This window comes from Mycobacterium liflandii (assembly GCF_022354805.1).
GTDB lineage: Bacteria > Actinomycetota > Actinomycetes > Mycobacteriales > Mycobacteriaceae > Mycobacterium > Mycobacterium marinum.
The window spans coordinates 5,105,959-5,130,916 of sequence record NZ_CP023138.1; the positions used below are offsets into that span (position 1 = coordinate 5,105,959).

Genomic DNA, 24,958 nt, shown 5'->3' on the forward strand with positions numbered 1-24,958 from the left:
ATATACCTACGTGTGCTATTTCTTCTTCTGCGGCGCGGGCTTCTTGACCTTCACCGATTCTTTGCCCAGATCTTCCTCACCCATGGCCTCGACATGCTCGTCGGGGACCACCGATTCACCAGTGGACGACGCGAAGCCCTTCTTGAAGTGGTTGATCACCTTGGTCAGGGCTTCCACGGTCTCCTCAGTGAGCTTCTGCGTGTCGCGAATGGTGCTCAGCAGGTTCTCTTCGGAGGCCCGAATGTGATCCAGCAGTTCGGTTTCGAAGCGCCGGACGTCCTCGACGGGCACCGAGTCCAGGTGACCGCCGGTACCCAGGAAGATGGAGATGACCTGCTCTTCGACCGGCATCGGCTGGTACTGCGGCTGCTTGAGCAGCGCGACCAGCCGGGCGCCGCGGTCCAGCTGCGCCTTCGACGTGGCGTCCAGGTCGGAAGCGAAAGCGGCGAAGGCTTCCAGCTCACGGTACTGCGACAGATCCAGACGGAGGCTTCCCGCCACCTCTTTCATTGCCTTGATCTGGGCCGCACCACCGACGCGGGACACCGAGACACCGACGTTGATGGCCGGGCGAACGCCCTGGTTGAACAGGTCGGTCTCGAGGAAGCACTGGCCGTCGGTGATCGAAATGACGTTGGTGGGGATGTAGGCCGAAATGTCGTTGGCCTTGGTCTCGATGATCGGAAGACCGGTCAACGAGCCGCCACCGAGTTCGTCGGACAGCTTCGCGCAGCGCTCCAGGAGCCGCGAGTGCAGATAGAACACGTCGCCCGGATATGCCTCACGGCCAGGCGGACGGCGCAGCAGCAGCGAGATCGCCCGGTATGCCTCAGCCTGCTTGGTCAGGTCGTCGAAGACGATCAGGACGTGCTTACCGTCGTACATCCAGTGCTGAGCGACAGCCGAACCAGTGTATGGGGCAAGCCATTTGAAGCCGGCGGAGTCGGACGCGGGCGCCGCGACGATGGTCGTGTAGTCCATCGCGCCGCCCTCTTCCAGGGCGCGCCGCACCGAAGCGATCGTGGTGCCCTTCTGCCCGACGGCCACGTATACGCAGCGCACCTGCTTCTTGGGATCACCGGTCTCCCAGTTCTGGCGCTGGTTGAGGATGGTGTCGACGCAGACCGCGGTCTTGCCGGTCTTGCGGTCGCCGATGATCAGCTGGCGCTGACCGCGGCCGATCGGGGTCATGGCGTCGATCGCCTTGATACCGGTCTGCAGCGGCTCCTTGACGCTTTGACGCTGGACCACCGACGGCGCCTGCAGCTCGAGGGCGCGCCGCGTCTCGGCCTCGATGTCTCCGCGGCCATCAATCGGCTGACCGAGCGGGTTGATCACCCGGCCCAAGAACGCGTCGCCGACGGGAACCGACAAGACTTCGCCGGTGCGCTTGACCTGCTGGCCTTCTTCGATGTTTTCGAAGTTACCCAGGATCACCGCGCCAACACTGTGTTCGTCGAGGTTGAGGGCCACGCCGAGCACACCGCCGGGGAACTCGAGCAGCTCCTGAGTCATCACGGACGGTAAACCTTCGACGTGCGCGATACCGTCCCCGGCGTCGACAACGGTGCCGACTTCCTCCCGGGAGGTATCCGAGGTGAAGGAGCCTACGTACTCTTCGATCGCGCTCTGAATGTCATTAGCGGAGATTGTCAACTCGGCCATGGCTGCTGTCTTCCTACTTTTGGGTTGTGCTGGCTAGTTCGTGTTCAGTCGGGCTTCGTCATCAATCAGGCAACTGAGCCTCGGCAGCGGTCAAACGCGACGAGAGCGTTCCGTCGATCACTTCGTCACCCACGGCAATCGACAGACCCCCAACAAGGTGGGATCCGTTTGAAGCTGCACGGTCACGGGGTGACCGTAGATGCGACTCAGCACCTCAGTAACGCGGGTGCGCTGTGCATCGCTGAGCTCGGCGGCCGCGCTGACTTGTGCGACAACCTCCCCGCGGCGGGCCACGGCCACCTCGGCCAGCAGCAGCGCCGCGTCCTCGGCCGGCTGACCTCGCAGGAGTTCGACCGTCTGAGACAGCAATGCGACGGCAATCGGATTGACGCTGCCCGCGCTGTCGAGGACTTTGCGCAGCAATCCAACTCGGCCCTCGGCCGGAACCACATAGTCGCCGAGCAGGATGGAAAGGCGCGGTTGCGCGTCCAAGATGCGGGAGAACCGGAACAGCTGGTCCTCGACCTCGTCGACCTGTCCGTCACGCTGGGCGACTTCCAGTAGGGCCTGCCGAGACACGTGCTCGATCGCGTCGATCAGATCCGAGCTTGCCGACCACCGCTCCGTGACGGCGGCTCGCAGGATATCCAGCGCGGGATTGCCGACCTGGCCGGATATCAGCCGCTCCAACAGCCGAATCCTGGGTGCTGCGTCTTCGGCGGGCACCGTGAGGTAGCGGGTGACGATGACTTCGCGTTGGAGCAGTTGGGCTACCGACACGAGGTCGCTGGCGAGAGCCGAAAGCGCCGCATTGTCCAGGCCCTTGGCCAAACCGGCGAACTTGTCGACCAAGCTGCCCAGCGCCCGCCGGCTGGCCGACCGCATCTTGGCCGCCACCGGACGCTCGACTTCCGCCGCTGCCGGCGCCATCGCGTCGAGCTCGTCGAGGAAGCGGTCGACCGTGGCCGCCTGCTGCCCTGGGTCGGAAACGTGGTTGCGCACCAATTCGCTTGCCTGGCGGACTGATTCGTGGCCCAGCTCCAATCGCAGCTGACGGGTCAGCTGAGTCCGGAGCAGCTCGACCTGACGAGACCCTTGGACCTTGATCCGTTCGGCTTCGACACCCGCCTGGGTCTGCATCTGCGCCGTGATGCGCTTGGCATCTTCCTTGGCCTCTGCGACGACCTGCTCCGCCTCCGCCTTGGCGGCCTCCACCACCTTACTGTGCGCGGTGGTCGACTCCGTGAGCCGCACGGCGGCGGTAGCCGCGTCTGCCAATTGCTGGCGAACCGTGTCCTGGCGCGCTGCCATCATGCGCCGCACCGGCGGCACCACGTAACGCCACACCAGAAAAACGATGGCCGCGAAACCAACCAGCTGTCCGATGAATGTCGACATGGTTTGCTACCCCGCCGCGGCTGGGGTAGTCACGTCGACACCGACGATCCGGTTGGCCAGCGTCGCCGACATCGCTCCCACGTTGGCACGCAAATCCAGTTCCACAGCGTCCCTCTCGCGCTTCAGTTGCTCGTTGGCCTGCTGCAATGTCGATGCCACTTCCTGTTCAGCGTGGGCACGCGCATCCTCGACGACCTTACGACCCTCGGCCCGGGCGTTGTCGCGATAGGACGACGCCTGTACCCGGGCCTCGGCCATGGCTTTCTCGTAGTCGGCCTGGGCGGCCGCGAACTGCTCGGCCGATTTCTTGTTGTCGGCCAGCGTCTTGGCAACCATCGCGTCGCGTTCACGCAACACCTTCAGGATCGGCGGTACGACAAATGTGCCGATGACCGCAAGCACCACCAAGAAGATGGCCAGCACGAAGAAAAACGTCCCGTTGGGAACGAGGAAGTTGTTTGTGCCGCCTTCCTCTGCTGCCTGGCCCGCAGCCAGGACAATAGAGTTCACGTCATCCATTACTACCCATCACAACCATTTCAACGGTTACAGCTGCCGAATTACTTAACGGGCGTGGCGAAGACGAACAGCGCCATAAACGCCAGGTTGATAAAGTAGGCGGCCTCAACCAGACCGACGGTGATGAAGAACGGCGTGAACAGCCGTCCCTGCGCCTCAGGTTGGCGGGCAACGCCGGAGATCAGAGCGTTACCGGCGATACCGTCACCGATACCGGCGCCGATCGCGCCACCAGCCATGATCAGTCCACCGCCGATGAGGGCGCCGGCAGCGATAGTGGGGTCCATTACTTTATCCTCCTTGATAACTCTGGTAGCGGTTTACCAGGTTCCAGTACTGGTATTGGGTCGGGATTTTCTAGGCAGTTTCTCGCAGTTTTAGTGGTGGTCCTCTTCTAGCTCCATCGCTTGGCTGAAGTACAAGATCGTCAGCAGCGCGAAAATGAAGGCCTGAATCGCGCCGACGAACAGGTCGAAGGACTTCCAGATCGCATTCGGCGCCCACATGATGTAGGGCGGGAAGAGCGCGATGAGCGCGACCAAAATGCCGCCGGCAAAGATATTGCCGAAAAGACGCAGCGACAGCGAGATCGGCTTGGCGATTTCTTCGACGAGGTTGATCGGCGCCAGGATTGCCACGTGCCCCTTGAGCAGCTTGATGGGGTGGCCGACAATGCCGCGACGCCAGATACCGGCCGCGTGGTAGCAGACGAAGACGAACAGCGCCAGCGCCAGCACGTAGTTGATGTCTGCGGCGGCGGGCTTGAGCAACTCGGTGGTCTGCCCGTGTTCGTCGGTGTACTGCACCGGGAGGACCGACAGCCAGTTCGAGATCAAGATGAAGACGAAGATGGTCACCGCGAGCGGCAGCACGAAGGGCGCGATCCGCATCCCGATTGCGCTTTCTACCTGGCCGCGCATCTGGATGGTGATCGCTTCGAAGAACAGCTGCACCCCACCGGGCACCGCGGTCGCGGTGACCTTCGAGCGCAGGTAGAACGCCAACGCGAGCACGATGAGCGCGGCGATCGCCGTCGACAGCACCGTGTCGGTGTTGACGGTCATGCCCAGCCAGGTCACGGTGTGGTGCTCGCCGACCTCAATCTGGGCGGCCAGGATCGACTCAGTCATCGCTGGCGGTACTCCCTTCCGATCCCTTGAAAACGCCACTATCCGAGCCGACGGGCTGGTTCTGCGCATCGTCGGCCGCAAAGTCCCCGGTACGCAGCTTCTTCCAGACCGGCAGTGCCGTGGATGCCACCAGCAGCAGCTGGAAGAGCGCCAACCCGAACACCACGCCAAGTCCGGCCGGCCGGAAAATATACGCGATGATCAGCGCCATGATGGTAATGACCGCGACTCGAGAGGCCGAGTTGAGGGCCATCGACCTTTTCAGCGGGTGGTCCCGGCCGGTGATCGACTCCACCGAACGCCGGACCAACAGGGCGTTGAGCAAACCGAGCAGCAGCCCGATGCCAAGAAACACTCCGACCATCAGGTGACCGAAGAGTCCGGCGACCACAGTGGCAACCGCGGTGAGTCCAAGGCTGATCACCAATAGACGAACCGGACGGAAAGCAACAGAGGGAAACACCAACGGCGCGTCCTGCGCTGGTGTTGTCACTGCAGCACCTCAATCCCCGGTTAGTGGAGCGGAAACCGCCCGATCGACTGATCGGTGGCCCGCCGAGCGTATCGCAACAGTTGGGCTGGTTTCACCCAAGGGGCAGCTCCCTGTGTCGGTCGTTAACTGGCGCGGTCGGATAGGCATCCGCCGGGCCGGGGGGCCGGCAACCCACGAGGTTTATTTCGAGGCTCTACCAGGACCGTACCACAAGGTAGATGCCACTACTACCGCCTGTCGTAGACGTGCCCTAGTCCGGGTCGTAGTAGTCGTCGCGACGACGCAGCAACGGGATCGCTGTCACAACCCCGGCGACGACCAGTGCGCCGAGCATCACCGCCGCGGTGTGGCGAGGGTCCACGAAGATCGTGCTGGCCGCCCCGAAGGCGACGATGCCCACCCATAGGTAGATGAGCAGCACGACCCGGCGATGCGAATGGCCGATCTGCAGCAAGCGGTGGTGAAGATGCATCTTGTCGGGGCTGAATGCGCTTCGTCCGGCGCGGGTGCGGCGCACGATTGCCAGTAACAGGTCCAGCATCGGCACGAACATCACCGCCACTACCAGCAAGAACGGCGATAGCAGGGCAAACACGTCCCGGGCCCCATAGGCGTTCTGGGAGATGGGCCCCGCGGCGGTGGTGGAGGCCGCGGCCAGCATCAACCCGACCAGCATCGAACCGGAATCGCCCATGAAGATCTTGGCTCGGTGGAAATTGTGCGGCAAGAACCCGAGACAGGCCCCTGCGAGCACCACCGAGATCACCGCCGGCGGATAGAACAGTACGTCGCCGCCATGGTCACGAAGCAACCCCACCGAGAAGGTGCAGATCGCCAAGGCCGTGATGAGGCCCAGCCCAGCCGCCAGCCCATCGAGTCCGTCGACGAAGTTCATGGCGTTGACGATGGACACGGTCAACGCGAGGGTGAGCAAAATGGACGAGGCTTGGTCCAAGACGATGGTCCCGACACCACCCAGCGGGATGTAGAGCACGCTCCAGGCGACGCCCATGGTGACCAGCACGCTAGCTGCGGTGATCTGACCGGCAAACTTCGTCAGGGCATCCAGACCCCACCTGTCATCGATCAGACCGATACCCATGATCACCGCACCCGCGACGAGCACCGCGGGCATGCCGGTCGAATAGACGAACCCGCGGGTGAGGGCGGGAAGTTGGGAGGCGAGAAAGACCGCGGCGAGCACCCCGAGGAACATCGCCAGCCCACCCATGCGAGGGGTGGGTGTCACGTGGACGTCGCGTTCGCGCGGGTAAGCGACCGCGCCCAGGCGAGTCGCCAAGACGCGAACCGGCCCGGTCGCGAAATACGTGATGATCGCTGCGGTTAACCCGACGAGCGCAAGTTCACGCAGCGGGACACCGGCGCTGCGAACCGAAAGCGCGAGCAAGCCGTCGGCAACGCTGGACACCACGAGACCCTATTTCACCAACCTGAGAACCCGAATAGCCGCGCCCGGCCGCAGCGCCCAGCGGCGGCCACCACGACGGTGCTATGCGGTCAGCGTTGTCGCGTCCACTCCGAGCACGTCAGCGATCCGCTCGGCGCTGACCGGTCCCGGACGCAGGATGCGCGGGGCCCCGGTGAGGCCGACGATCGTCGAGGCGGCCTGCTGCGCCGCGGGACCACCATCCAGGTAGACGTCGACCAGATCGCCGAACTGATTACGTGCATCCGCGACGTCGACCGCCGGCGGCTGCCCCGAGACGTTGGCGCTGGAAACCGCCATGGGGCCCACCTGGCGCAACAACTCGATGGCCACCGGGTGCAACGGCATGCGCAGCATCACGGTGCCGTGCGCGTTGCCGAGGTCCCACTGCAGGGACGGCGCTTGCACCACAACCAGGCTCAAGGCGCCCGGCCAGAATGCACGGATCAGTTCACGCGCTCCAGCGGGCATCGAGAAAACCAGCCCCTCGATGGTGTGCCAGGAACCCACCAGCACGCCCACCGGCATATCGCGCCCGCGCCCCTTGGCCGACAGCAGCGCGTTCACCGCGGCACTGTCGAATGCGTCGGCACCGATCCCATAGACGGTGTCCGTCGGCATGACGACCAGCCGACCGGCTTTGAGCGCCCCTGCCGCAGAAGCGATCCCGTTGGAACGCTGGTCGGGGTCGGCGCAGTCGAACACCTCACTCATGGGCGCTGGCCCTCCTTCGCATTCGCTTCGCCCCGCATCCTCACCGCAGCCGTCACCGAACCAGCCTCTTGACGGCGGTCACGAACCTTGGCCGTCCGGCCAGATCTTGCCGAGCCACGATGTCCTCGAAAACGCCTGCGCTTTCGATACATTCAACGGTCTGCCGCGCGGTGGTGTCGTCGTGTTCGACGGCGAACCGCCCACCGGGACGCAACCAACGGCCGGCCAGCCGTACGACGTGGGGTATCACCGCCATCCCGTTCGGCCCCCCAAACAGCGCACGATGCGGATCATGCTGTGCTACTTCAGGTTCCAGAACAGCGGCGTCGGGAATGTATGGCGGGTTGGTCACCACGAGGTCGACCTGTCCATCGAGTTCGGGCATCAGCCCCGGGGTGGTGACATCGGCTCGCACCAGTTCCACCTTGGTGCCCACGGAATTGTGGTGTGCATACTCGAGCGCAGCGGCCGAATCGTCGACGCCAAGAATCCGCGCCGTGGGCCAACGGTTGGCCAACGCGACTGCCAACGCGCCGGATCCGGTACACAGGTCAACAATGACGGGGTCTTCGGAAAGCTGTTGTGCACCAGCCCATTCCAACACTGCCTCGGTCTCTGGGCGCGGCACGAAGACACCCGGACCGACCTGCAACTCCACCGGCCCAAACTGCACCGTGCCGATGAGATGCTGCAACGGCACCCTGCGTGATCGGGCGGTCACCATGTCTTGGTACTGACCGAGAGCATCGGAATCAAGCGGATCGTCAGGCAGGTACAGCAGACCGCGGTCGGTGCCGGTCAGGTGAGCGGCCAACCATTCGGCATCACCACGTGCAGAGTCGATCCCGGCTTCGGCAAGAAGCGCCGCAGCGGAGTCGATCGCGTGGCGCAGCGAGGTCATGACTGCTGCAGCCGGGCCTGTTTGTCAGCGGCAGCCAGTGCGTCGAATAGAGCGTCCAGATCGCCATCGAGGACCTGGTCGAGGTTGTGGGACTTGTAGCCGATTCGGTGATCGGTGATCCGGTTCTCGGGGAAGTTGTAGGTGCGGATGCGTTCGCTACGGTCCACGGTTCGTATCTGGCTGGCCCGATCCGCCGAGGCGTCAGCCATCGCCCGCTCTTCGGCGATCGCCTGCAGACGAGCCCCGAGCACCTGCATGGCACGGATCTTGTTCTGCAGCTGTGAGCGTTCGTTTTGGCAGGTGACCACGATCCCGGTGGGCAGGTGGGTAATCCGCACCGCGGAGTCGGTGGTGTTGACCCCCTGGCCGCCCTTGCCCGACGACCGGTAGACGTCGATGCGCAGGTCCGACTCGTCGATCTGCACCTCGCCGACTTCCTCGGGCTCGGGGTAGACAAGTACGCCGGCCGCCGAGGTATGCACGCGACCTTGAGATTCGGTTACCGGGATCCGCTGCACCCGGTGCACCCCGCCCTCGAACTTCATCCGCGACCACACGCCGTCGGCCGTGTCGCCCTTGCTGGCGATGGCCAGCGTCGCGTCCTTGTAGCCGCCCAGATCCGAGGTGGTCTCCCCGAGCACCGTCACGGTCCAGCCGTGCCGTTCGGCATAGCGGATATACATTCTGGCCAGGTCGGCAGCGAATAGCGCCGATTCTTCGCCACCCTCGCCAGACTTGACTTCGAGCACGATGTCGTCGGCGTCATGCGGGTCCCGCGGCGCCAACATGTCGGTGAGCTGCGAGTCCAGTTCGGCGACCCGGGCCTCCAGTTCGGCGGCTTCGGCGGCAAACGACTCGTCGGTGACCGCCAATTCGTGCGCGGTCTCCAGATCTTCGCGCGCGGCTACCAGCTTGCGGTAGGTGGCCACGATCGGCGCCAAGCGGGCAAACCGACGTCCGGCTTTGCGCGCCTCGTCGGGCCTGCTGTGCAGTTCTGGATCCGCCAACGCGCGCTCAAGGTCTGCGTGTTCGGCGAGCAGGACGTCAATCGTCTGCACCGGCGCTGCCATCTCACACCTCCTGCCAGCTCTTACCGCAAACACGAACCGACGCCCGGCCTGTGCTGCTCATGCACAGTTCGGGCGTCGGTAATCCAGCTACTTGTCGGCCGCCGCCTGGTCCTTGTCGGCTCCGGCCTTGCGCTTGCCGTAGCGACGCTCGAAGCGGGCAACCCGACCACCGCTGTCGAGGATCTTCTGCTTGCCGGTGTAGAACGGATGGCACTGCGAGCAAACCTCGGCCACGATACGGCCGCCCTGCTTGGTGCTCCGCGTCTGGAACGTGTTTCCGCACCCGCAGACCACGGTGGTCTCCTCGTAGGTGGGATGAATGTCAGATTTCATGCTGTCCTCTTCGATCGTCGGCCGCTCGTGGCCTCCGGTGCTCCCCGATGTTCAAGCGGCGGTCAGGCTTAACTCAAGAACCTGAGGCGGTTCTGGGTGGTCGAGCCTCGATTATGCCAGGTCAACCACCATCACCCCAAACACCGAGATTTGCGCGGGCATTCCCTGGCACCCGCAGCCGGTGTATTGCTCTAGTCGTTGTCCATATTCCCTGGTGTGGTCTTGGAGACCTGCACGAGGAACTCGTAGTTGTTCTTGGTCTTACGCAGCTGCGACATCAGCAGGTCGATGGCCTGGTGGGAATCCAGGCCGGACAGCACGCGACGCAGCTTGTGGACGATGGCGAACTCATCAGGTGAGAGCAGCAGCTCATCTTTACGGGTACCCGACGGGTTCACGTCGACCGCGGGGAAAACGCGCCGCTCGGCGATCTTGCGGTCCAGCTTGAGCTCGGCGTTACCGGTGCCCTTGAACTCTTCGAAGATGACGGTGTCACCGGTGGAGCCGGTCTCGACCATCGCGGTCGCGATGATGGTCAGCGAGCCGCCCTCTTCGATGTTGCGTGCCGCACCCAGGAATCGCTTGGGCGGGTACAGCGCGGTGGAGTCGACACCGCCGGAGAGAATCCGGCCCGATGCCGGCGACGCGTTGTTGTAGGCACGTCCCAACCGGGTGATGGAGTCCAGCAGCACCACGACGTCTTTGCCCTGCTCCACGAGGCGCTTGGCTCGCTCGATGGCCAGCTCCGCGACCGATGTGTGGTCGGATGGCGGACGGTCGAACGTTGAGGCGATGACCTCACCCTTGACCGAACGCGTCATGTCGGTGACCTCCTCGGGCCGCTCGTCGACGAGCACGACCATGAGGTGGCATTCCGGATTGTTCTTGGTAATGGCGTTGGCGATGTCCTGCAGGATCGTCGTCTTACCGGCCTTGGGGGGCGAGACGATCAGCGCGCGCTGGCCCTTGCCAATCGGCATGATCAGATCGATGACCCGCGTGGTCAGCCGCTCTGTGGTGGTTTCCAAGCGAAGACGCTGGTTGGGATAGAGCGGCGTCAGTTTGCCGAATTCGGGCCGCTTCTTGGCGTCCTCGACCGATCCCCCATTGACGCTGTCCAAACGCACCAGCGGGTTGAATTTTTGTCGTTGGTTAGGCTGCTCGCCTTCACGCGGAACCCGAACGGCGCCGGTGACCGCGTCGCCGCGGCGCAGGCCGTTCTTGCGCACCATGTTCATCGACACGTAGACGTCGTGCGGGCCGGCAAGGTAGCCGGAGGTACGGACAAAGGCGTAGTTGTCGAGCACGTCAAGAATGCCGGCGACCGGCTGGACGACGTCATCCTCACGCAACTCGGCGTCGGAACCGTCACCCGAGCGCTCCCCACGCCGCCGGCGGTCGCGGAATCGGCGTCCTCGCCGGCCCTGCCGCCCTTCGCCATCGTCTTCGCCGCGCGATTGCTGGCCACCCGAGCCCTGCTGGCCGGCGCCTTGGTCACCGCCCGACTCCGCTGCTCCCCCGTCAGTCTTGGCGTCTTCTTGAGCCTTTTCCGGCGCCTTCTGATTGTTGTCGGCATCGCCGCCGGCGGCCCGCTTCCCGCGTTTATCTGGGCTTTCGCCAGCCGAGTCGGCGCCGTCACGTGACGACGTTCCCGAGTCACGCGAGGATCTGCGCCGCTCGCGGCGCACCGTGTCGCCGGATGAGGCGTTTTGCTCCTGTTGAGGAGCGTCTTTGGTGGCCTCGTTGACCGCTGGGGCCTCGGTACTCGCCGAGGACTTCTGTTCGCCGGAATCTGGGGTCGGCTCGGCGGCCGCGGGCGTGCCGTTGGCGCGGTCCCGAAATTCTTGGATCGCGGCGATCAGCTCGTTCTTACGCATGCCCGACGTCCCCTTGACACCAACTTGGTTGGCCAGCGCGCGCAGTTCCGGCAGCACCATGGTGGCCAGCGCGCCGGTCGGCGCAGCAGTATTGAGGTCGGAACTGTCTTTTGTCACGGAATCCGACTTCTTATCAGCGTCGGTGCTTTCGCCAGCCGTGATGAGGTCCGTATCAGTCACGGAATTCCTTTCTTTCCCCCGCTTGATTACGTCATACGAGGGTTCGTTGCATTCAGCCAAATTGCCGAGTGCGCCCAATCATCGACTCCCCAACGGTGGTCGCCAGGATCTGCGGCGAATACGGCGAACCTCGTCCCCGAGAAGAATTGGTAGTGTCCTAGCTGCAAGGCAGTATGTGTGCAGAAGCAGATGCTGCGATTGCTGAACGGCTCCGAGGATAGCCCGCTTCCTGGCCGGAAGCAAGCAAACCCCCCGCAGGTTGTCAATCAGTCGCTGAATGCCACTCCGGGCTTCCACCGGACCCTGTCACCCGCGGTCATCGCGGTAATTGTGAATCCATTTGCGGCGCCGTACTCGACCGCTTCCGGCGGCAAGTCCGGGTTGGTGGTCAACGCAATCAGCGCCGGTCCAGCCCCAGAAAGAGTCGCTGCCACTTTATGACGCCGCAACAGCTGCAAATATTCCGCCGAGGCCGGCATTGCCGAGGCACGCTGGGGCTGATGGAGGACGTCTTCGGTGGCCGCCATCAACAAATCGGGCCGTTGGGTGAGGGCAACCACGAGCAATGCGGCGCGGCTGATGTTGAATCGCGCATCGTCATGGCTGACCAAGTCAGGCAGCAGCACCCGAGTCTCCGCGGTCGAGGAGCGCACCTCGGGAATCGCCGAGAACAAGTGAATATCGGGGTGAAGATCTAGCTGCACGGCCGAGTAGTCGGCACGGTCACCGCAACGCTCAATCCAAGAAACCACCGCACCGCCGAGCACAGCGGCCGCGGCGTTGTCGGGGTGGCCTTCAAATTCCGAAGACAGCTGGATCAGCTGCTGGTCGCTCAATGGCACCCAACCAGCTTGTGAGACAAGGCCGTTGACGGCGGCGAGGCCACCAACTACCGCCGACGCGGACGACCCGAGACCACGGGAATGCGGAATATCGTTGCGGCAGCGCACAATTAGGCCAGCCGCGGAAACGCCCACGGCTCGCAGCCCGTGCTGGATGGCGCGCACAACCAAGTGTTCAGAGTTGAGCGGAACCTGGCCGGCCCCCTCGCCTTCGACCACCACTTCCAACCCGGAATCGGTTGTCTCAAGCACGATTTCGTCATAGAGACTCAATGCGAGGCCGAGACTGTCGAACCCCGGGCCGAGGTTGGCACTTGATGCCGCTACGACGGCACTCGCCACCAGACCCGAGGGCAATACCTGTGTCACCGACAGGCCTCAGCAAACTGCGCTGCGCCCGGCTGCGCCGCGCTGGCGATCACCACTACGCCAACCCCAGCTTCTCAACCACCGCGACTGGGTCAACGGGTACCGGAGACACCTTCGGCATGTCTTTGAGCGCGGTGTCGGGGTCCTTCAGGCCGTTGCCGGTGACCGTGCACACCACGGTTGACCCGCGGGCCACCCACCCGTCGTCGATGGCCTTGAGCAGACCGGCGATGCTGGCCGCCGAGGCGGGCTCGACGAACACCCCCTCGGCGCGCGCGACCAGGTGATAGGCGGCAAGGATTTCCTCATCAGTCGCCGCCAGGAAGCGCCCCTTGGACTGCTGCTGCGCCTCCACGGCCGACGTCCACGACGCCGGCGAGCCAATGCGAATCGCGGTGGCGATGGTCTCCGGGTGGTTCACCGGTTCGCCGAGAACCAACGGCGCCGCACCCGCGGCTTGGGTGCCCAACATGCGAGGCAACTTCTCGATAATGCCGTCTCGGTGATACTCGGTGTATCCCTTCCAGTACGCGGTGATGTTGCCCGCGTTACCGACTGGAAGTGCGTGCACATCCGGTGCGACGCCAAGCGCGTCGACGATCTCGAACGCCGCGGTCTTCTGGCCCTCGATACGCACCGGGTTCACGGAGTTGACCAATGAGATGGTCGGGAAGTCGGCAGCCATCTTGCGCGCCAGTTCCAGACAGTCGTCGAAGTTGCCGTCAATCTGGATGATCTTGGCCCCGTGCATGACCGCCTGAGCCAGCTTGCCCATCGCAATCTTGCCCTGCGGGATCAGCACCGCACAGGTGATTCCAGCACGGGCGGCGTAAGCCGCCGCCGACGCCGACGTGTTCCCGGTCGATGCGCACAACACGGCCTGTTGCCCACGCGCCAGCGCGTCGGTCACCGCCATGGTCATGCCCCGGTCCTTGAAGGATCCGGTGGGGTTGAGGCCCTCGACCTTGAGGTGGATCGTGCACCCGGTCTGCTTGGAGAGCCGGGGAGCCGCGATCAGCGGAGTACCGCCCTCGAGCAGGGTGACAGGAGCCCAGTCATCGGCCACCGGGAGGCGGTCCCGGTACGCCGCGATCAAACCGGGCCAGGGCTTGTGGACCGCGGTCGGCGAGGCGCTCACAGGTCGTTGCCTTCCAGTCGCAGCACGCTGGCCACATTTTCGACGACGTCCAAGTCCGCAAGCGCTTCAACGGTTTCCGAAAGTGCGGCATCGGTAGCCAGGTGGGTGACCACCACGATCCGGGCCCCGATGCGTTGGCCGTCTTGGTCCACGACCCCTTCTTGACGCACCTCGGCGATGCTTACGTCGCGCTTGGCGAACTCGGCCGCTACCGCCGACAACACACCCGCCTTATCGGCGACATTCATGCTGACGTAATAGCGCGTAGAGATGAAACCCATTGGTGCCACCGGTAGTTGAGCATATTTGGATTCGCGTGGGCCACGGCTGCCGAGGACCCGGTTGCGCGCGGCCATCACCAGGTCGCCGGTCACCGCCGAGGCGGTTGGCGCCCCACCGGCGCCCTGACCGTAGAACATCAATCGCCCAGCGGCCTCGGCCTCGACCACCACGGCATTGAACGCACCATTGACCGTGGCCAACGGGTGCGACAGCGGCACCAACGCCGGATACACCCGGGCCGAGACCCGTTGCTGACCTTCGTCAGTGGTGAGGCGCTCACAAATCGACAGCAGCTTGATGGTGCAGCCCAGAGCGCGGGCCGAGGCGAAGTCCGCGGGCGTGATCTTGGTGATGCCCTCGCGGTAGACGTCATCCGCGGTCACCCGGGTATGGAACGCGATCGAGGCCAGGATCGCAGCTTTGGCCGCGGCATCAAAGCCCTCGACATCTGCGGTGGGATCGGCTTCGGCATAGCCGAGCGCGCCCGCATCGGCCAGCGCTTTCGCGTAGTCGGCCCCGGTGCTGTCCATTTCGGACAGGATGTAGTTGGTGGTGCCGTTGACGATGCCGGCCACCCGCAACACCGTGTCGCCGGCCAGCGACTGGGTCAACGGACGGATGACGGGAATGGCGCCGGCCACCGCGGCTTCGAAATAGAGATCGACATGTGCGCTTTCGGCCGCCTGCGCCAGTTCACCAGTAGAGGTGGACAGCAACGCCTTGTTTGCGGTCACGACGGATTTGCCGTGCTCGAGCGCGGTCAGGATCGCCTTGCGTGACGGCTCCACCGGACCCATCACTTCGACGACGATGTCGACGTCCTCACGCGAAACGAGCTTCTCAATGTCGTCGGTCAGTAGGTCGATGGGTACACCGCGGTCGTCCGCAACTCGACGCACTCCGACGCCGCGCAGCACCAGTGGGGCGCCGACACGGGCCGCGAGATCATCAGCGCTTTCCTCGATGATGCGGACAACTTCACTACCAACGTTGCCCAATCCGAGCACCGCTACACCGACCGGCTTTACGTCACCGGACACGGGTTACCTCACCTCCAGACTCAAAAGATCATCAACCGTCTCGCGGCGCAGGACCAGACGCGCCTTACCCGCGCGCACCGCCACCACCGCGGGACGGCCAATCATGTTGTAACGACTCGACAGCGAATAGCAGTAGGCACCGGTCGCAGCCACGGCCACCAAGTCGCCCGGCTGCAGGTCGTCGGGCACCCACGTGTCACGCACGATGATATCGCCACTTTCGCAGTGTTTTCCGACCACGCGAGCCAGCATCGCCGGCGCATCACTGACGCGCGAGACCAACCGGACGTCGTACTGAGCGTCATAGAGCGCGGTGCGGATGTTGTCACTCATGCCGCCATCCACGCTGACGTAGCGCCGGTTCGCCGTGGCGCTCACGTCAACGTCCTTGACCGTGCCGACTTCGTACAGCGTGATGGTGCCCGGTCCGGCGATGGCACGTCCGGGCTCGACCACCAACCTGGGCGCGGGCAGGCCCACGGCCGCCGACTCATTGCTCACGATCGCGCCCAGCTTGTCGGCCAACTCCCCTACCGGCGGCGGGTCGTCGGATGACAGATACGAGATACCCAGGCCGCCGCCAAGATCGACCGTCGCAAGCTGCGCGGTCTTTTCCGAACCGAATTCAGCGACCACCTCGCGCAGCAGGCCGATGACACGGTGGGCGGCCAGTTCAAAACCATCCACATCGAAGATCTGGGAACCGATGTGGCTGTGCAGTCCGACCAGCCGCAAGTGGTCGGTCGCAAAGACCCGGCGCACCGCTGCCATCGCCGCGCCGCTGGAGATCGAGAGCCCGAACTTCTGGTCTTCGTGCGCGGTGGAGATGAACTCGTGGGTGTGCGCCTCGACCCCGACGGTGAGACGCACAAAGACGTCCTGGACGATGCCCGCCTCACCCGCGATGGCGTCGAGACGCTCGATCTCGATCATCGAGTCCAGCACGATGTGACCGACGCCGGCTTTGACCGCGGTCGTCAACTCTGCGACCGACTTGTTGTTGCCGTGCAGGGTAATCCGCTCCGGCGGAAAATTGGCGTGCAGTGCGACTGCCAACTCTCCACCGGTGGATACGTCGATCGAGAGTCCCTCTTCGTTCACCCAGCGCGCGATCTCGCTGCACAGGAAGGCCTTGGCCGCGTAGTTGACGTTGTGGCCACCGCCGAATGCCGCCGCGATCTCTTGGCACCGCGAGCGAAAGTCGTCTTCATCGATGACAAACAGCGGCGTCCCGTATTCCCGGGCCAGCTCGGTAAGCGGTACCCCGGCAATCCGGGCACAACCCTGTTCATCACGGGCTGTGTTACGCGGCCAGACATTCGGCGCCAGGTACAACAGCTCTTCGGCAGACTGCGGCCGCTGCGGGCTTTCCGGGTGGCGGCTCTCTTCGGCGTGCCGAGGGCCGGCTGGGTGGACGTTCACATTCTCTCCGGGGCAGTCACTCCGAGAATTCCCAGACCGTTGGCGATGGCTTGCCGCGTGGCCTGACACAGGGCCAAGCGCGCGGTATGCAGCTGCGTGGGCTCCTCGTCTCCCTGCGGCAAGACCCGGCAGGAATCGTAGAACCGGTGGTAGTCACCGGCCAGGTCCTCCAGGTAGCGGCACACCCGGTGCGGCTCCCGCAGTGAGGCAGCGGCCTTGAGCATCCGCGGGAAATCGCCGAGGGTGCGCAGCAGCACGCCCTCCTTCTCGTGGCTGAGCAGCTCGAGATGGTCGGTGTCCGGGATCAACCCGAGTTCGGCCGCGTTGCGGGCCAGCGCCGAGAGCCGGGCATGCGCGTACTGCACGTAGTAGACCGGGTTCTCATTCGACGCCGAGGACCACAGCGCCAGGTCGATGTCGATGGGAGTGTCCACCGAGGAGCGGATCAGGCTGTAGCGCGCCGCGTCCACGCCGATCGCCTCGACCAGATCGTCGAGGGTGATCACGGTGCCGACGCGCTTGCTCATCCGGACCGGCTGACCGTCACGGACCAGGTTGACCATCTGTCCGATCAGCACTTCGACGGTGGCCGGATCCTCGCCGAAGGCAGCTGCGGCGGCCTTGAGCCGGGCGATGTAGCCGTGGTGATCGGCGCCGAGCATGTAGATGCACAGATCGAAGCCACGTTCCCGCTTGTCCAGGTAATACGCGAGGTCACCGGCGATATAGGCCGGCTTGCCGTCACTCTTGATCACGACACGGTCCTTGTCGTCACCAAAAGAACTGCTGCGCAACCACGTTGCGCCATCTTTTTCGTAGATGTTGCCGGTCTCACGCAGCCGCGCGACGGCCTGATCAACCCGCCCCGTGCTGTGCATCGAGTCTTCGTGGGTATAGACGTCGAAATCCGTGCCGAACTCGTGCAGGGACTCTTTGATGTGGCTGAACATCAGGTCGACGCCGATCTCACGGAACGTCTCGTGCATCTGGGCGTCGGGCAGGCTCAGCGCGTCGGGCGCCTTTTGCAGCACCCGCGCGGCGATGTCGTTGATGTAGGTACCCGCGTAGCCATCGTCGGGAGTCGGCTCACCCTTGGCGGCGGCAATCAGGGAGTTGGCGAATCGGTCGATCTGGGCGCCGTGGTCGTTGAAATAGTATTCGCGCACCACGTCGGCGCCCTGCGTGGACAGCAGCCGGCCCAGGGCGTCGCCAACCGCGGCCCAGCGGGTCCCCCCGATGTGGATGGGTCCGGTCGGGTTGGCCGAAACAAATTCCAGGTTGACCTTGTGCGCGGCCATCAGCTCGGAGTGCCCGAAGCCCGAACCGGCGTCGATGATCGCGTTGACGATCTTGGCCTGCGCCGAGGTCTCGAGGCGCAGGTTGATGAAGCCCGGTCCGGCCACCTCGGCAGAGGCGATGCCGTCGGCCTTCGTCAGCGCCTCGGCGATCCATCCGGCCAGCTCACGAGGGTTAGCACCGACCTTCTTGGCGAGTTGCAGGGCCACATTGCTGGCGTAGTCGCCGTGCTCGGGATTGCGCGGCCGCTCCACCACAACGGTCTGAGGCAGAGCAGACGTGTCGAGGGCATGTTCGCTCAACACCGCGGTAGCGGTGGTTTTGAGCAGCTCAGCCAGGTCGGCGGGGGTCACGATCGTCCATCGTATGGTCTGAGGTGCTCGCACCCCGAATCGATAGCGGTGGCAACGCAGTCACCGCGATGCGCTAGTCTGGCGGAGCTTGTTCATGCCCTATGGCGCAGCGCGAAGCAATATGCAGTCGATGCGCCCCCGTAGCTCAGGGGATAGAGCGTCTGCCTCCGGAGCAGAAGGCCGCAGGTTCGAATCCTGCCGGGGGCACCACGGGCTTAGGCAACTAGAAGCCGTTTTCGGCCGCCCGCCTAAACATCGAGCGCCCCGGCGTGCACTTCGGAATCCAATCCGTCTGGTTTCAGCAAGTGCAGCACTGGCGGAAGGCTCCAATGACGCACAACACCACCACCCCGACCGAGGCGCACACCGCGCTCAACAACGCTCTGCAGCACCGACGGCACGCGAGCCGTTGCGCCGCCCTGGTGTGCTCGGTGTCCGGCGGCTACGACTTGGCCTACCGGACGAGTACGGAGCCGTCCTCGCGGCCGCTGCGACACGCGAAAGACCGCCAACCTGCGGGAAGAGTGCTGTGGCCCGCCGCGGATGGGCAGCGTTCACCGGAGCCGCAATCGCGGGCGCGGCGTGGGTGCTGCTGCACGCTGACCCGGTCGCGTTCAACCCGGCCGTCGTCGGCTGGCCCCGCAGACTGGGCGCTACTCGGCGTTGCCGGATCAGGAGCAGGATTGATCAACTGTGCCACCAAATAGCACCACATACCTCGTCATCGCAGTCGCGGTCGTCGCCGCATGCCTAGCCGGCGCCATCGCAGGGTTCGCCCGACTTCGGCCAGGCGTGCTGCACGCGCGTCGCTACGTCGCAATCATGGGTTTTGCCTGGCTTCTACTGGCTGTCAGTGCAATCGCCAACGCAATACGGGGATCGCTGTGGGGGACCGTTGGCAGCCTTGTGCTACTGGTCCTAATCCCCACAGCGGTGTACTCGAAGCTACGTAACAATTCCCCAAGCTAGAGCAGGTCACCAGCGCCAGAAGGCCATCCCGACCGGCGACCGCACCCGAGAGCACTTTGTTGCCGCAGCCGGTGCGCACCGGGCGCCACCCTGACATTCGACGACACAGAAGCCGTCTCGAGACATCAGCACGCGCCGGGCTAGATAAACACGTACGGACGCCCATTCACCAGCGAATAGAGTCCGACAAACGCAATCAGCAAGAAAAATAGGGCACTGGACGCCACCTGAGCCAACGCGGTTGCCACATACTGGCCGCCTTACCGCCACAACAGATCCCAAGCCGATTTCACGCCCGCCGACAGGCCGGACAAAGCGTTGGAGACGGCGGTTCCCGCGGCGACCACGACAAGATGCGGGTTATCGAACAAAGCCTGCAACGAGACGGCGTTGGCGGCCTCCGCGCTGGCATACCCACCGGCGCTGGCGTTCACCTGCGCGGCAAACCGATCGTGAAAAGCCACCGCTTGGCTGGCCACCTTCTGATAGTCCTCGGCATGCTCGGAGAACAGGTGCGCGATGCCGGCCGACACTTCGTCGGCGGCCGCGGGCAGCAACTCGACCGTCGAGGCGGCCGCAGCCGCATGCGCCTCGCCCAGCAACACGCCAATCTTCGCGTAATCGTTGGCCGCGGCCGCCACCAGTTCCGGGGCCACCATTACATCTGACATATCGGCCCTCCCACCCAATCGTGGTTTGATCCATCGGCCAGGGGCCAGTATCACACCAAGCCGGCAGCCCAGCAGGCCCTTGCAGCAAACTTTTCTGCCCGATGACAGGCCAGCACCTCGGACCGGGTGTGGCCCTCGACGATGACGGCAGCGACAACCAGGAGAGCATTCGACACCCACCGGCAGTCACGCAATGACCCGATTCGGATGTCTTGAGGCACGCCATTCGCACCATGCGTGGCATGACCGCCATCACCCCTGATAGTGAAATCCGTAGGGCCTGATGCAGCGAGCGGGCGACGTGCGTGATTCGATCAGGGCGCTGTGCCAGCGGCGCGCAGGCATTCGGCTCCGACAGTGCGGTCCCCACCCGCCCCGTCCGATCAGCCCATTAGTACCCCCAACGTAGGGCCTTCGGACCCTCGTTAGGCCTGACCACGGATGCGTAGCATCGGCTCATCCGCGAGGCACACCGCGCCTCTTCCCGGCTTGAGGACCCGATCATGACAACGACACCAACCGAGTCCGCCTCCCCCGTCGAAGCACCCGCGATCGACAATCTACGCACCGCCGAAATCGACGCCATTGTTGATGCCGCCGCTGAGGCGGCCCGCGCCTTCCGCAAGCTTGACCAGCAGCAGGTCGACGCGATCGTCGAGGCGATGGTGCGGGCCGGGGTGCGCGCGGCCGGCGAACTGGCCGGTGTGGCGATCGAGGAGACGGGCTTCGGCGTCTTCGAGGACAAGGTTGTCAAGAACTATGTGGCCACCGAATTCCTGCACGACTATCTGCGCGGCAAGAAATCGGTGGGCGCCATCGACGAGGACGTCGAGCACAACATCGTCTATGTGGCCGAACCGATCGGGGTGGTGCTCGGCATTACCCCGGTGACCAACCCGACCTCGACGGTGTTGTTCAAGGCGATCGTGGCCGCAAAGACCCGCAACGCCATTCTTTTCCGACCGTCACCGTATGCGGTGCGCTGCTGCGAACAAAGCATCGAGATCCTGCGCACCGCGGCCGAAGCGGCCGGGATGCCTCCCGGGGCGCTGCAGGTCATCCCCGATGCCGCTCACGAGGTGACGCACTACTTGTTCAAACACCCGAAGGTCGACTTCATCTGGGTGACCGGCGGGCCAAAGATCGTCGCGTTGGCGAACTCGGCAGGAAAGCCGGGGCTCAGTGTCGGTCCTGGGAATGCGCCGATCTACATTCACAAGACCGCAGACCTCAAGGGCGCGGTGGTCGACATACTCATCTCGAAAACGTTTGACTCATCGGTCATCTGCCCGGCCGAGCAGACCTGCATCATCGACGACGAGATCTACGACGAGATGATCGCCGAGTTCGAGCGGATGGGGGCCCAGTTGCTCACCGCCGACCAGGCGAAGGCGGTGGCCGAGTTCGCGTTTGGTTGTGGCGACAAGGTCTCCTTCGATGCGGTCGGGCAGAAGGCGCCAGAACTGGCCGCCCGGGCCGGATGCAGCGTGCCTCCCACGGTGAAAGTGCTGCTGGCGCAGTTGCCGTCGGACTTGGACGAACTCGCCGCCCACCCACTGGTGCAGGAGAAGCTGATGCCGGTGCTCGGGGTGGTGCGCGCGCGCAGTGTGCAGCACGGCATCGACGCCGCCGTCTTGGTCACCGAGCACGGCGGGTTGGGCCATACCTCGGCGATCTACGCCAACGACGACGACGTCATCGAGGCATACGGGTTGGCGGTTCGCACCGGCCGCATCCTGGTCAACGCGCCAACCGCGGTCGGAGCGCTCGGCGGGGTCTACAACAATCTGACACCCACGTTCTCGCTGGGCTGTGGCACCTGGGGCGGATCGAGCACCACCGAGAACGTCAACTATCGCCAGTTGCTCAACATCAAGACGGTGTCGCGGCGGCGCACGCCGCCGCAATGGTTCCGCGTGCCGTCCAACACCTACTTCAACGAAGGGGCACTGGACAATCTGCGCGAGCTCGACTGCGAGACCGTCGTGGTGGTAACCGACGCACTGACCGAGGAGCGCGGCGTGGTGGAGGCGCTGCGTGGCAAGTTGCGCGCCCAGCACGTGCAGGTGTTCAGCGAAGTGACACCCGAGCCCGACGAGACGACCATCCGCCGCGGTGTCGCGCTCATGCAGCGGGTGCAGCCCGATCTGCTGATCGCCATCGGCGGCGGTTCGGTGCTCGACGCCGGCAAGGCGATGCGGCTGTTCTACGAGCACCCGGAGAAAAGCCTCGACGCTTTGACGATGCCCTTCCTCGACCCACGCAAGCGGGTGGCTGACTATCCGACCGACCGTCATCGCATCCAACTCGTTGCTGTCCCAACGACATCGGGCACTGGGTCGGAAGTTTCGCCGGCGGCGGTGTTGACCGTTGGCGGGAAGAAGGAGACGCTCGTCGACTACAGCTTGGTCCCCGACCTGGCGATCGTGGACCCGGTGCTGACCTCGTCAATGCCGCAGAAGCTGACCGCGGACACCGGCATCGACGCGCTGACCCACGCGCTGGAGGCGATCGTGTCGATCTTCGCCTCGCCCTACACGGATGCGTTGTGCGCCCAGGCGGTACGGCTGATCTTCGATGCCCTGCCCAGGGCGTACGACGATCCCGACGATCTGTCCGCCCGAACGAGCATGTCCAATGCGGCGACGCTTGCCGGCCTGGCCTTCTCGAATGCCTTCGTCGGGACCAATCATGCCCTCGCCCACGCCGTTGGTGCGAAATTCTCGGTCCCCCATGGCCGGGCGAACGGCATCTTCCTGCCGCACGTGCTGCGCTACAACGCAAGTCTGCCTACCAAGTTCATGCCCGCGCCTGGATATTCGGCGTACATCGCACCGGATAAATACGCGCAACTCGGCCAGCTGGTGTTTGGTGGCCATCTTCCCGACGACAGCCGCCAGCGATTGTTCGCAGGGGTCGACGATCTGCTGGACCGACTGGACATGCCGAGATCGCTGCGGGAATTCGGGGTTGACGAGCAGGGATTCCTGGCCGCGCTGCCGACGCTGGCGATGACCGCGTTCGAGGACCTCAGCAACCGCACCAACCCGCGGATGCCGCTGGTCAGCGAGATCACCGATTTGCTTCGGCTGGGCTACTACGGTGACACCGGCGTTGGGGAGCCGGCCCTGGCGCCGATCAAGCCCGGGGATGTTGATGGACGGTCCGTTTAGGCGGCGCCAATGATTCGTCATTGGCCACCGGTTCGCCGCGCAGGTTCAAACTCCACGAGATCTTCGGAGTCACCCGCAGATACGGCTGATCACCGGCTACCACCTCGGCGGTGCCGTACACACGCAGAAACCGGGGACTCCAGGGCTGCGTGGACACCAAATCGTCGATGACCAATGCGATCTTGTTGTTGCCGTCCAAGACGTTGTGGTGGCGCCGTGTCTTCGATGGCTCAAAGCCGCCGATGTTGATGTAGGTCCCATCGAACTCGAAACCGACCGGGACGACATCGGGTTGACCGTCATCGTCGACCGTCGCGATCCTGGCCAGCGGCTGGCTCTTCATGAATGCGACCTCATCATCACTGAAACTCATCGAAATGCCTTTCTGGACAGTGCAGAAATTACTTGGCCCGGAAAAGATCAACGGTCATGGCGCCACTAAGAGAGGCGGTTCGCGATGGTACCGTCATGGACGAACCACGGCCTGATCCGATAGGTCCTGGCTCCGCTGGTGTGCATGGGATCGGCGTCAGCGATCGCCTGGGCCTCGACCACCGAGCCGGCGCGGTAGATCAGCAATCCGTCGCCTTCGAAGTAATCGCCGTCGTCGGTCCACAACGGGCCGGCGGCAAAGAGCACGCCACGGTCTTCCAACTCCCGCAGGTAGCCGAGGTGATCCTCGATATACGCTTGCACGGCGTCCAATCCCTGCGCCACCGAGGTGACCACGTAAAGCGTCAACCCAACCGGGCGGCCGAAATCCTGGATGACTTTGCGCGATTCGAGTCGGTCAGGCACGGTCGGCTCCATCTTGGCGTTCGCGCACGTCGAGGACGAAGGCGCGCACGGCCGCGCCAATCGCGTCCGGGGAGTCCTCTTGCAGGAAGTGACGGCCGGCGACCTTTACTTCGCGCTGGTTGGGCCACGAGCGCGCGAAGTCGAGCTCGCTGCCCCCTTCATGCAGGATTGCGCCCGGCTCCGCGACTATGAGAAGTTTCGGAATGTCGCTGCGCGATAAGAAGTCTGCATACTCCTGTACCATCGCCTGCACGTCAGCCGGCTCACCCTCGACCGGGATCTCACGGGCCCAGAGCAGCGTGGGGATGCGGCTCTGGGGCGTGGGGTAGGGCTTGCGATAGACGGCCATCTCCTCCTCGGTCAGCTGGCGTTGCACACCTCCAGGCACCACCTTCTCCATAAAGACGTTCTCCGCCAGAGCCATCCGCTCGCCCTGTTCGGTGCGCAGCGCCCGCATCAGGGGCTCATAGTCCGTGAAGCCCGCCCAGGTCCTGGGCTGCACGAGCGCATCCATGTAAGCGATACCGGCAATCTGCTCCGGATAGCGCAGCGCGCGGTAGAAACCCAGCGCCGAATCCCAGTCGTGCACCACCAACACCACGTTCTCGGTAATCCCGACGGCCTCGAACCACGCGTCGAGGTACCGGACATGGTCGGCGAACCGGTAGGAGAAGGTCGGAGAGGTGCCGGAGGCCCCCATGCCGATCAGGTCCGGCGCCAGGCATCGACCCACGTCGCTGAGATGCGGGATCACGTTGCGCCACAGGTAGGACGAAGTCGGGTTGCCGTGTAAGAAGACAATGGGATCGCCCTGCCCCACGTCGATATAGCTCATCGCGCTGTCGAGCACGTCGACCCGTTTCATCGGCCCGGTGACC

21 protein-coding genes, 1 tRNA gene and 1 pseudogene are annotated in these 24,958 nt (G+C 64.3%); 2 read left to right on the forward strand and 21 right to left on the reverse strand.

The window, feature by feature from the left end; genetic code table 11:
* Positions 1–15: 15 nt before the first annotated feature.
* The 17 genes and pseudogenes from atpA to argS all read right to left on the reverse strand — a co-directional run bounded on the left by atpA (position 16) and on the right by argS (position 18,469).
* Complete coding sequence (gene atpA, locus CKW46_RS22615) at positions 16–1,665, reverse strand: F0F1 ATP synthase subunit alpha (RefSeq protein WP_482052431.1); 1,650 nt, start codon at positions 1,663–1,665, stop codon at positions 16–18.
* A gap of 61 nt (positions 1,666–1,726) precedes the next feature.
* Positions 1,727–3,063: pseudogene (locus CKW46_RS22620) on the reverse strand (F0F1 ATP synthase subunit B/delta).
* 6 nt (positions 3,064–3,069) lie between these two features.
* On the reverse strand, positions 3,070–3,582 hold the full coding sequence (locus CKW46_RS22625) for a F0F1 ATP synthase subunit B (RefSeq protein ID WP_012395674.1): 513 nt from the start codon (positions 3,580–3,582) through the stop codon (positions 3,070–3,072).
* A gap of 41 nt (positions 3,583–3,623) precedes the next feature.
* Positions 3,624–3,869, reverse strand: coding sequence for a F0F1 ATP synthase subunit C (locus tag CKW46_RS22630; RefSeq protein WP_011741629.1), 246 nt, complete (start codon positions 3,867–3,869; stop codon positions 3,624–3,626).
* 90 nt (positions 3,870–3,959) lie between these two features.
* Positions 3,960–4,712, reverse strand: coding sequence for a F0F1 ATP synthase subunit A (atpB, locus tag CKW46_RS22635; protein ID WP_117437730.1), 753 nt, complete (start codon positions 4,710–4,712; stop codon positions 3,960–3,962).
* Positions 4,705–5,205 carry an ATP synthase subunit I gene (locus tag CKW46_RS22640; RefSeq protein WP_020788147.1) on the reverse strand — a complete coding sequence of 167 codons (501 nt, stop codon included), beginning with the start codon at positions 5,203–5,205 and terminating at the stop codon, positions 4,705–4,707. The genes atpB and CKW46_RS22640 overlap by 8 nt, the downstream gene beginning before the upstream one ends.
* A 250-nt stretch (positions 5,206–5,455) precedes the next feature.
* Positions 5,456–6,637, reverse strand: a complete 1,182-nt coding sequence (gene rfe / locus CKW46_RS22645; RefSeq protein WP_011741632.1) for a UDP-N-acetylglucosamine--decaprenyl-phosphate N-acetylglucosaminephosphotransferase — start codon at positions 6,635–6,637, stop codon at positions 5,456–5,458.
* Positions 6,638–6,715: 78 nt separating this feature from the next.
* Entirely contained in the window at positions 6,716–7,366 is a 651-nt protein-coding gene (locus CKW46_RS22650) for an L-threonylcarbamoyladenylate synthase (RefSeq protein ID WP_117437731.1), read from the reverse strand.
* 52 nt (positions 7,367–7,418) lie between these two features.
* Entirely contained in the window at positions 7,419–8,267 is an 849-nt protein-coding gene (prmC, locus tag CKW46_RS22655) for a peptide chain release factor N(5)-glutamine methyltransferase (protein ID WP_482052433.1), read from the reverse strand.
* The gene (prfA, locus tag CKW46_RS22660; RefSeq protein WP_117437733.1) at positions 8,264–9,337 is read right to left on the reverse strand and encodes a peptide chain release factor 1; all 1,074 of its coding nucleotides are present in this window, start codon (positions 9,335–9,337) and stop codon (positions 8,264–8,266) included. The genes prmC and prfA overlap by 4 nt, the downstream gene beginning before the upstream one ends.
* A gap of 87 nt (positions 9,338–9,424) precedes the next feature.
* Complete coding sequence (rpmE, locus tag CKW46_RS22665; protein WP_011741636.1) at positions 9,425–9,670, reverse strand: 50S ribosomal protein L31; 246 nt, start codon at positions 9,668–9,670, stop codon at positions 9,425–9,427.
* A 191-nt stretch (positions 9,671–9,861) separates the two neighbouring features.
* Positions 9,862–11,727: a transcription termination factor Rho gene (gene rho / locus CKW46_RS22670; protein ID WP_015356703.1), complete on the reverse strand. Its 1,866-nt coding sequence runs from the start codon at positions 11,725–11,727 to the stop codon at positions 9,862–9,864.
* A gap of 266 nt (positions 11,728–11,993) precedes the next feature.
* A complete protein-coding gene (gene thrB, locus CKW46_RS22675) occupies positions 11,994–12,938 on the reverse strand; it encodes a homoserine kinase (protein WP_015356704.1) in 945 nt (314 codons plus the stop codon).
* Between the two features lie 55 nt (positions 12,939–12,993).
* Entirely contained in the window at positions 12,994–14,076 is a 1,083-nt protein-coding gene (thrC, locus tag CKW46_RS22680; protein WP_012395683.1) for a threonine synthase, read from the reverse strand.
* Entirely contained in the window at positions 14,073–15,398 is a 1,326-nt protein-coding gene (locus tag CKW46_RS22685; RefSeq protein WP_012395684.1) for a homoserine dehydrogenase, read from the reverse strand. The genes thrC and CKW46_RS22685 overlap by 4 nt, the downstream gene beginning before the upstream one ends.
* Before the next feature lie 3 nt (positions 15,399–15,401).
* Positions 15,402–16,736 carry a diaminopimelate decarboxylase gene (lysA, locus tag CKW46_RS22690; protein ID WP_231991516.1) on the reverse strand — a complete coding sequence of 445 codons (1,335 nt, stop codon included), beginning with the start codon at positions 16,734–16,736 and terminating at the stop codon, positions 15,402–15,404.
* Between the two features lie 80 nt (positions 16,737–16,816).
* Positions 16,817–18,469 (reverse strand): arginine--tRNA ligase, encoded by a 1,653-nt coding sequence (gene argS / locus CKW46_RS22695; RefSeq protein ID WP_117437750.1) that lies wholly within the window; start codon positions 18,467–18,469, stop codon positions 16,817–16,819.
* Between the two features lie 134 nt (positions 18,470–18,603).
* Here argS and CKW46_RS22700 point away from each other — a divergent pair.
* Positions 18,604–18,679 (forward strand) — tRNA-Arg (locus tag CKW46_RS22700).
* Positions 18,680–19,698: 1,019 nt separating this feature from the next.
* Here the strand turns inward: CKW46_RS22700 and CKW46_RS22705 are convergent.
* On the reverse strand, positions 19,699–20,109 hold the full coding sequence (locus CKW46_RS22705) for a PE family protein (RefSeq protein WP_482052434.1): 411 nt from the start codon (positions 20,107–20,109) through the stop codon (positions 19,699–19,701).
* Positions 20,110–20,612: 503 nt separating this feature from the next.
* Between CKW46_RS22705 and adhE the strand changes: the two genes are divergently transcribed.
* Complete coding sequence (gene adhE / locus CKW46_RS22710; RefSeq protein WP_482052435.1) at positions 20,613–23,282, forward strand: bifunctional acetaldehyde-CoA/alcohol dehydrogenase; 2,670 nt, start codon at positions 20,613–20,615, stop codon at positions 23,280–23,282.
* Here the strand turns inward: adhE and CKW46_RS22715 are convergent.
* The 3 genes from CKW46_RS22715 to CKW46_RS22725 all read right to left on the reverse strand — a co-directional run bounded on the left by CKW46_RS22715 (position 23,248) and on the right by CKW46_RS22725 (position 24,945).
* A complete protein-coding gene (locus CKW46_RS22715) occupies positions 23,248–23,655 on the reverse strand; it encodes a PPOX class F420-dependent oxidoreductase (RefSeq protein WP_015356710.1) in 408 nt (135 codons plus the stop codon). The two genes, adhE and CKW46_RS22715, sit on opposite strands and share 35 nt — an antisense overlap.
* A 65-nt stretch (positions 23,656–23,720) precedes the next feature.
* Positions 23,721–24,092 carry a YciI family protein gene (locus CKW46_RS22720; protein ID WP_011741647.1) on the reverse strand — a complete coding sequence of 124 codons (372 nt, stop codon included), beginning with the start codon at positions 24,090–24,092 and terminating at the stop codon, positions 23,721–23,723.
* Positions 24,073–24,945, reverse strand: a complete 873-nt coding sequence (locus tag CKW46_RS22725) for a haloalkane dehalogenase (protein WP_252872671.1) — start codon at positions 24,943–24,945, stop codon at positions 24,073–24,075. Before CKW46_RS22725 ends, CKW46_RS22720 begins: the two co-directional genes overlap by 20 nt.
* Positions 24,946–24,958: the final 13 nt, after the last annotated feature.

Excerpts from the sequence above, each read along its gene's own strand:
- CKW46_RS22630 (WP_011741629.1), bottom strand. The coding sequence starts at position 3,869 with ATGGACCCCACTATCGCTGCCGGCGCCCTCATCGGCGGTGGACTGATC.
- prmC (WP_482052433.1), bottom strand. The coding sequence starts at position 8,267 with ATGACCTCGCTGCGCCACGCGATCGACTCCGCTGCGGCGCTTCTTGCC.
- atpB (WP_117437730.1), bottom strand. The coding sequence starts at position 4,712 with ATGACTGAGTCGATCCTGGCCGCCCAGATTGAGGTCGGCGAGCACCAC.
- CKW46_RS22720 (WP_011741647.1), bottom strand. The coding sequence starts at position 24,092 with ATGGAGCCGACCGTGCCTGACCGACTCGAATCGCGCAAAGTCATCCAG.
- CKW46_RS22725 (WP_252872671.1), bottom strand. The coding sequence starts at position 24,945 with ATGAAACGGGTCGACGTGCTCGACAGCGCGATGAGCTATATCGACGTG.
- CKW46_RS22650 (WP_117437731.1), bottom strand. The coding sequence starts at position 7,366 with ATGAGTGAGGTGTTCGACTGCGCCGACCCCGACCAGCGTTCCAACGGG.
- adhE (WP_482052435.1), top strand. The coding sequence starts at position 20,613 with ATGACAACGACACCAACCGAGTCCGCCTCCCCCGTCGAAGCACCCGCG.
- atpA (WP_482052431.1), bottom strand. The coding sequence starts at position 1,665 with ATGGCCGAGTTGACAATCTCCGCTAATGACATTCAGAGCGCGATCGAA.
- CKW46_RS22705 (WP_482052434.1), bottom strand. The coding sequence starts at position 20,109 with ATGTCAGATGTAATGGTGGCCCCGGAACTGGTGGCGGCCGCGGCCAAC.
- CKW46_RS22715 (WP_015356710.1), bottom strand. The coding sequence starts at position 23,655 with ATGAGTTTCAGTGATGATGAGGTCGCATTCATGAAGAGCCAGCCGCTG.
- CKW46_RS22625 (WP_012395674.1), bottom strand. The coding sequence starts at position 3,582 with ATGGATGACGTGAACTCTATTGTCCTGGCTGCGGGCCAGGCAGCAGAG.
- prfA (WP_117437733.1), bottom strand. The coding sequence starts at position 9,337 with ATGGCAGCGCCGGTGCAGACGATTGACGTCCTGCTCGCCGAACACGCA.
- rpmE (WP_011741636.1), bottom strand. The coding sequence starts at position 9,670 with ATGAAATCTGACATTCATCCCACCTACGAGGAGACCACCGTGGTCTGC.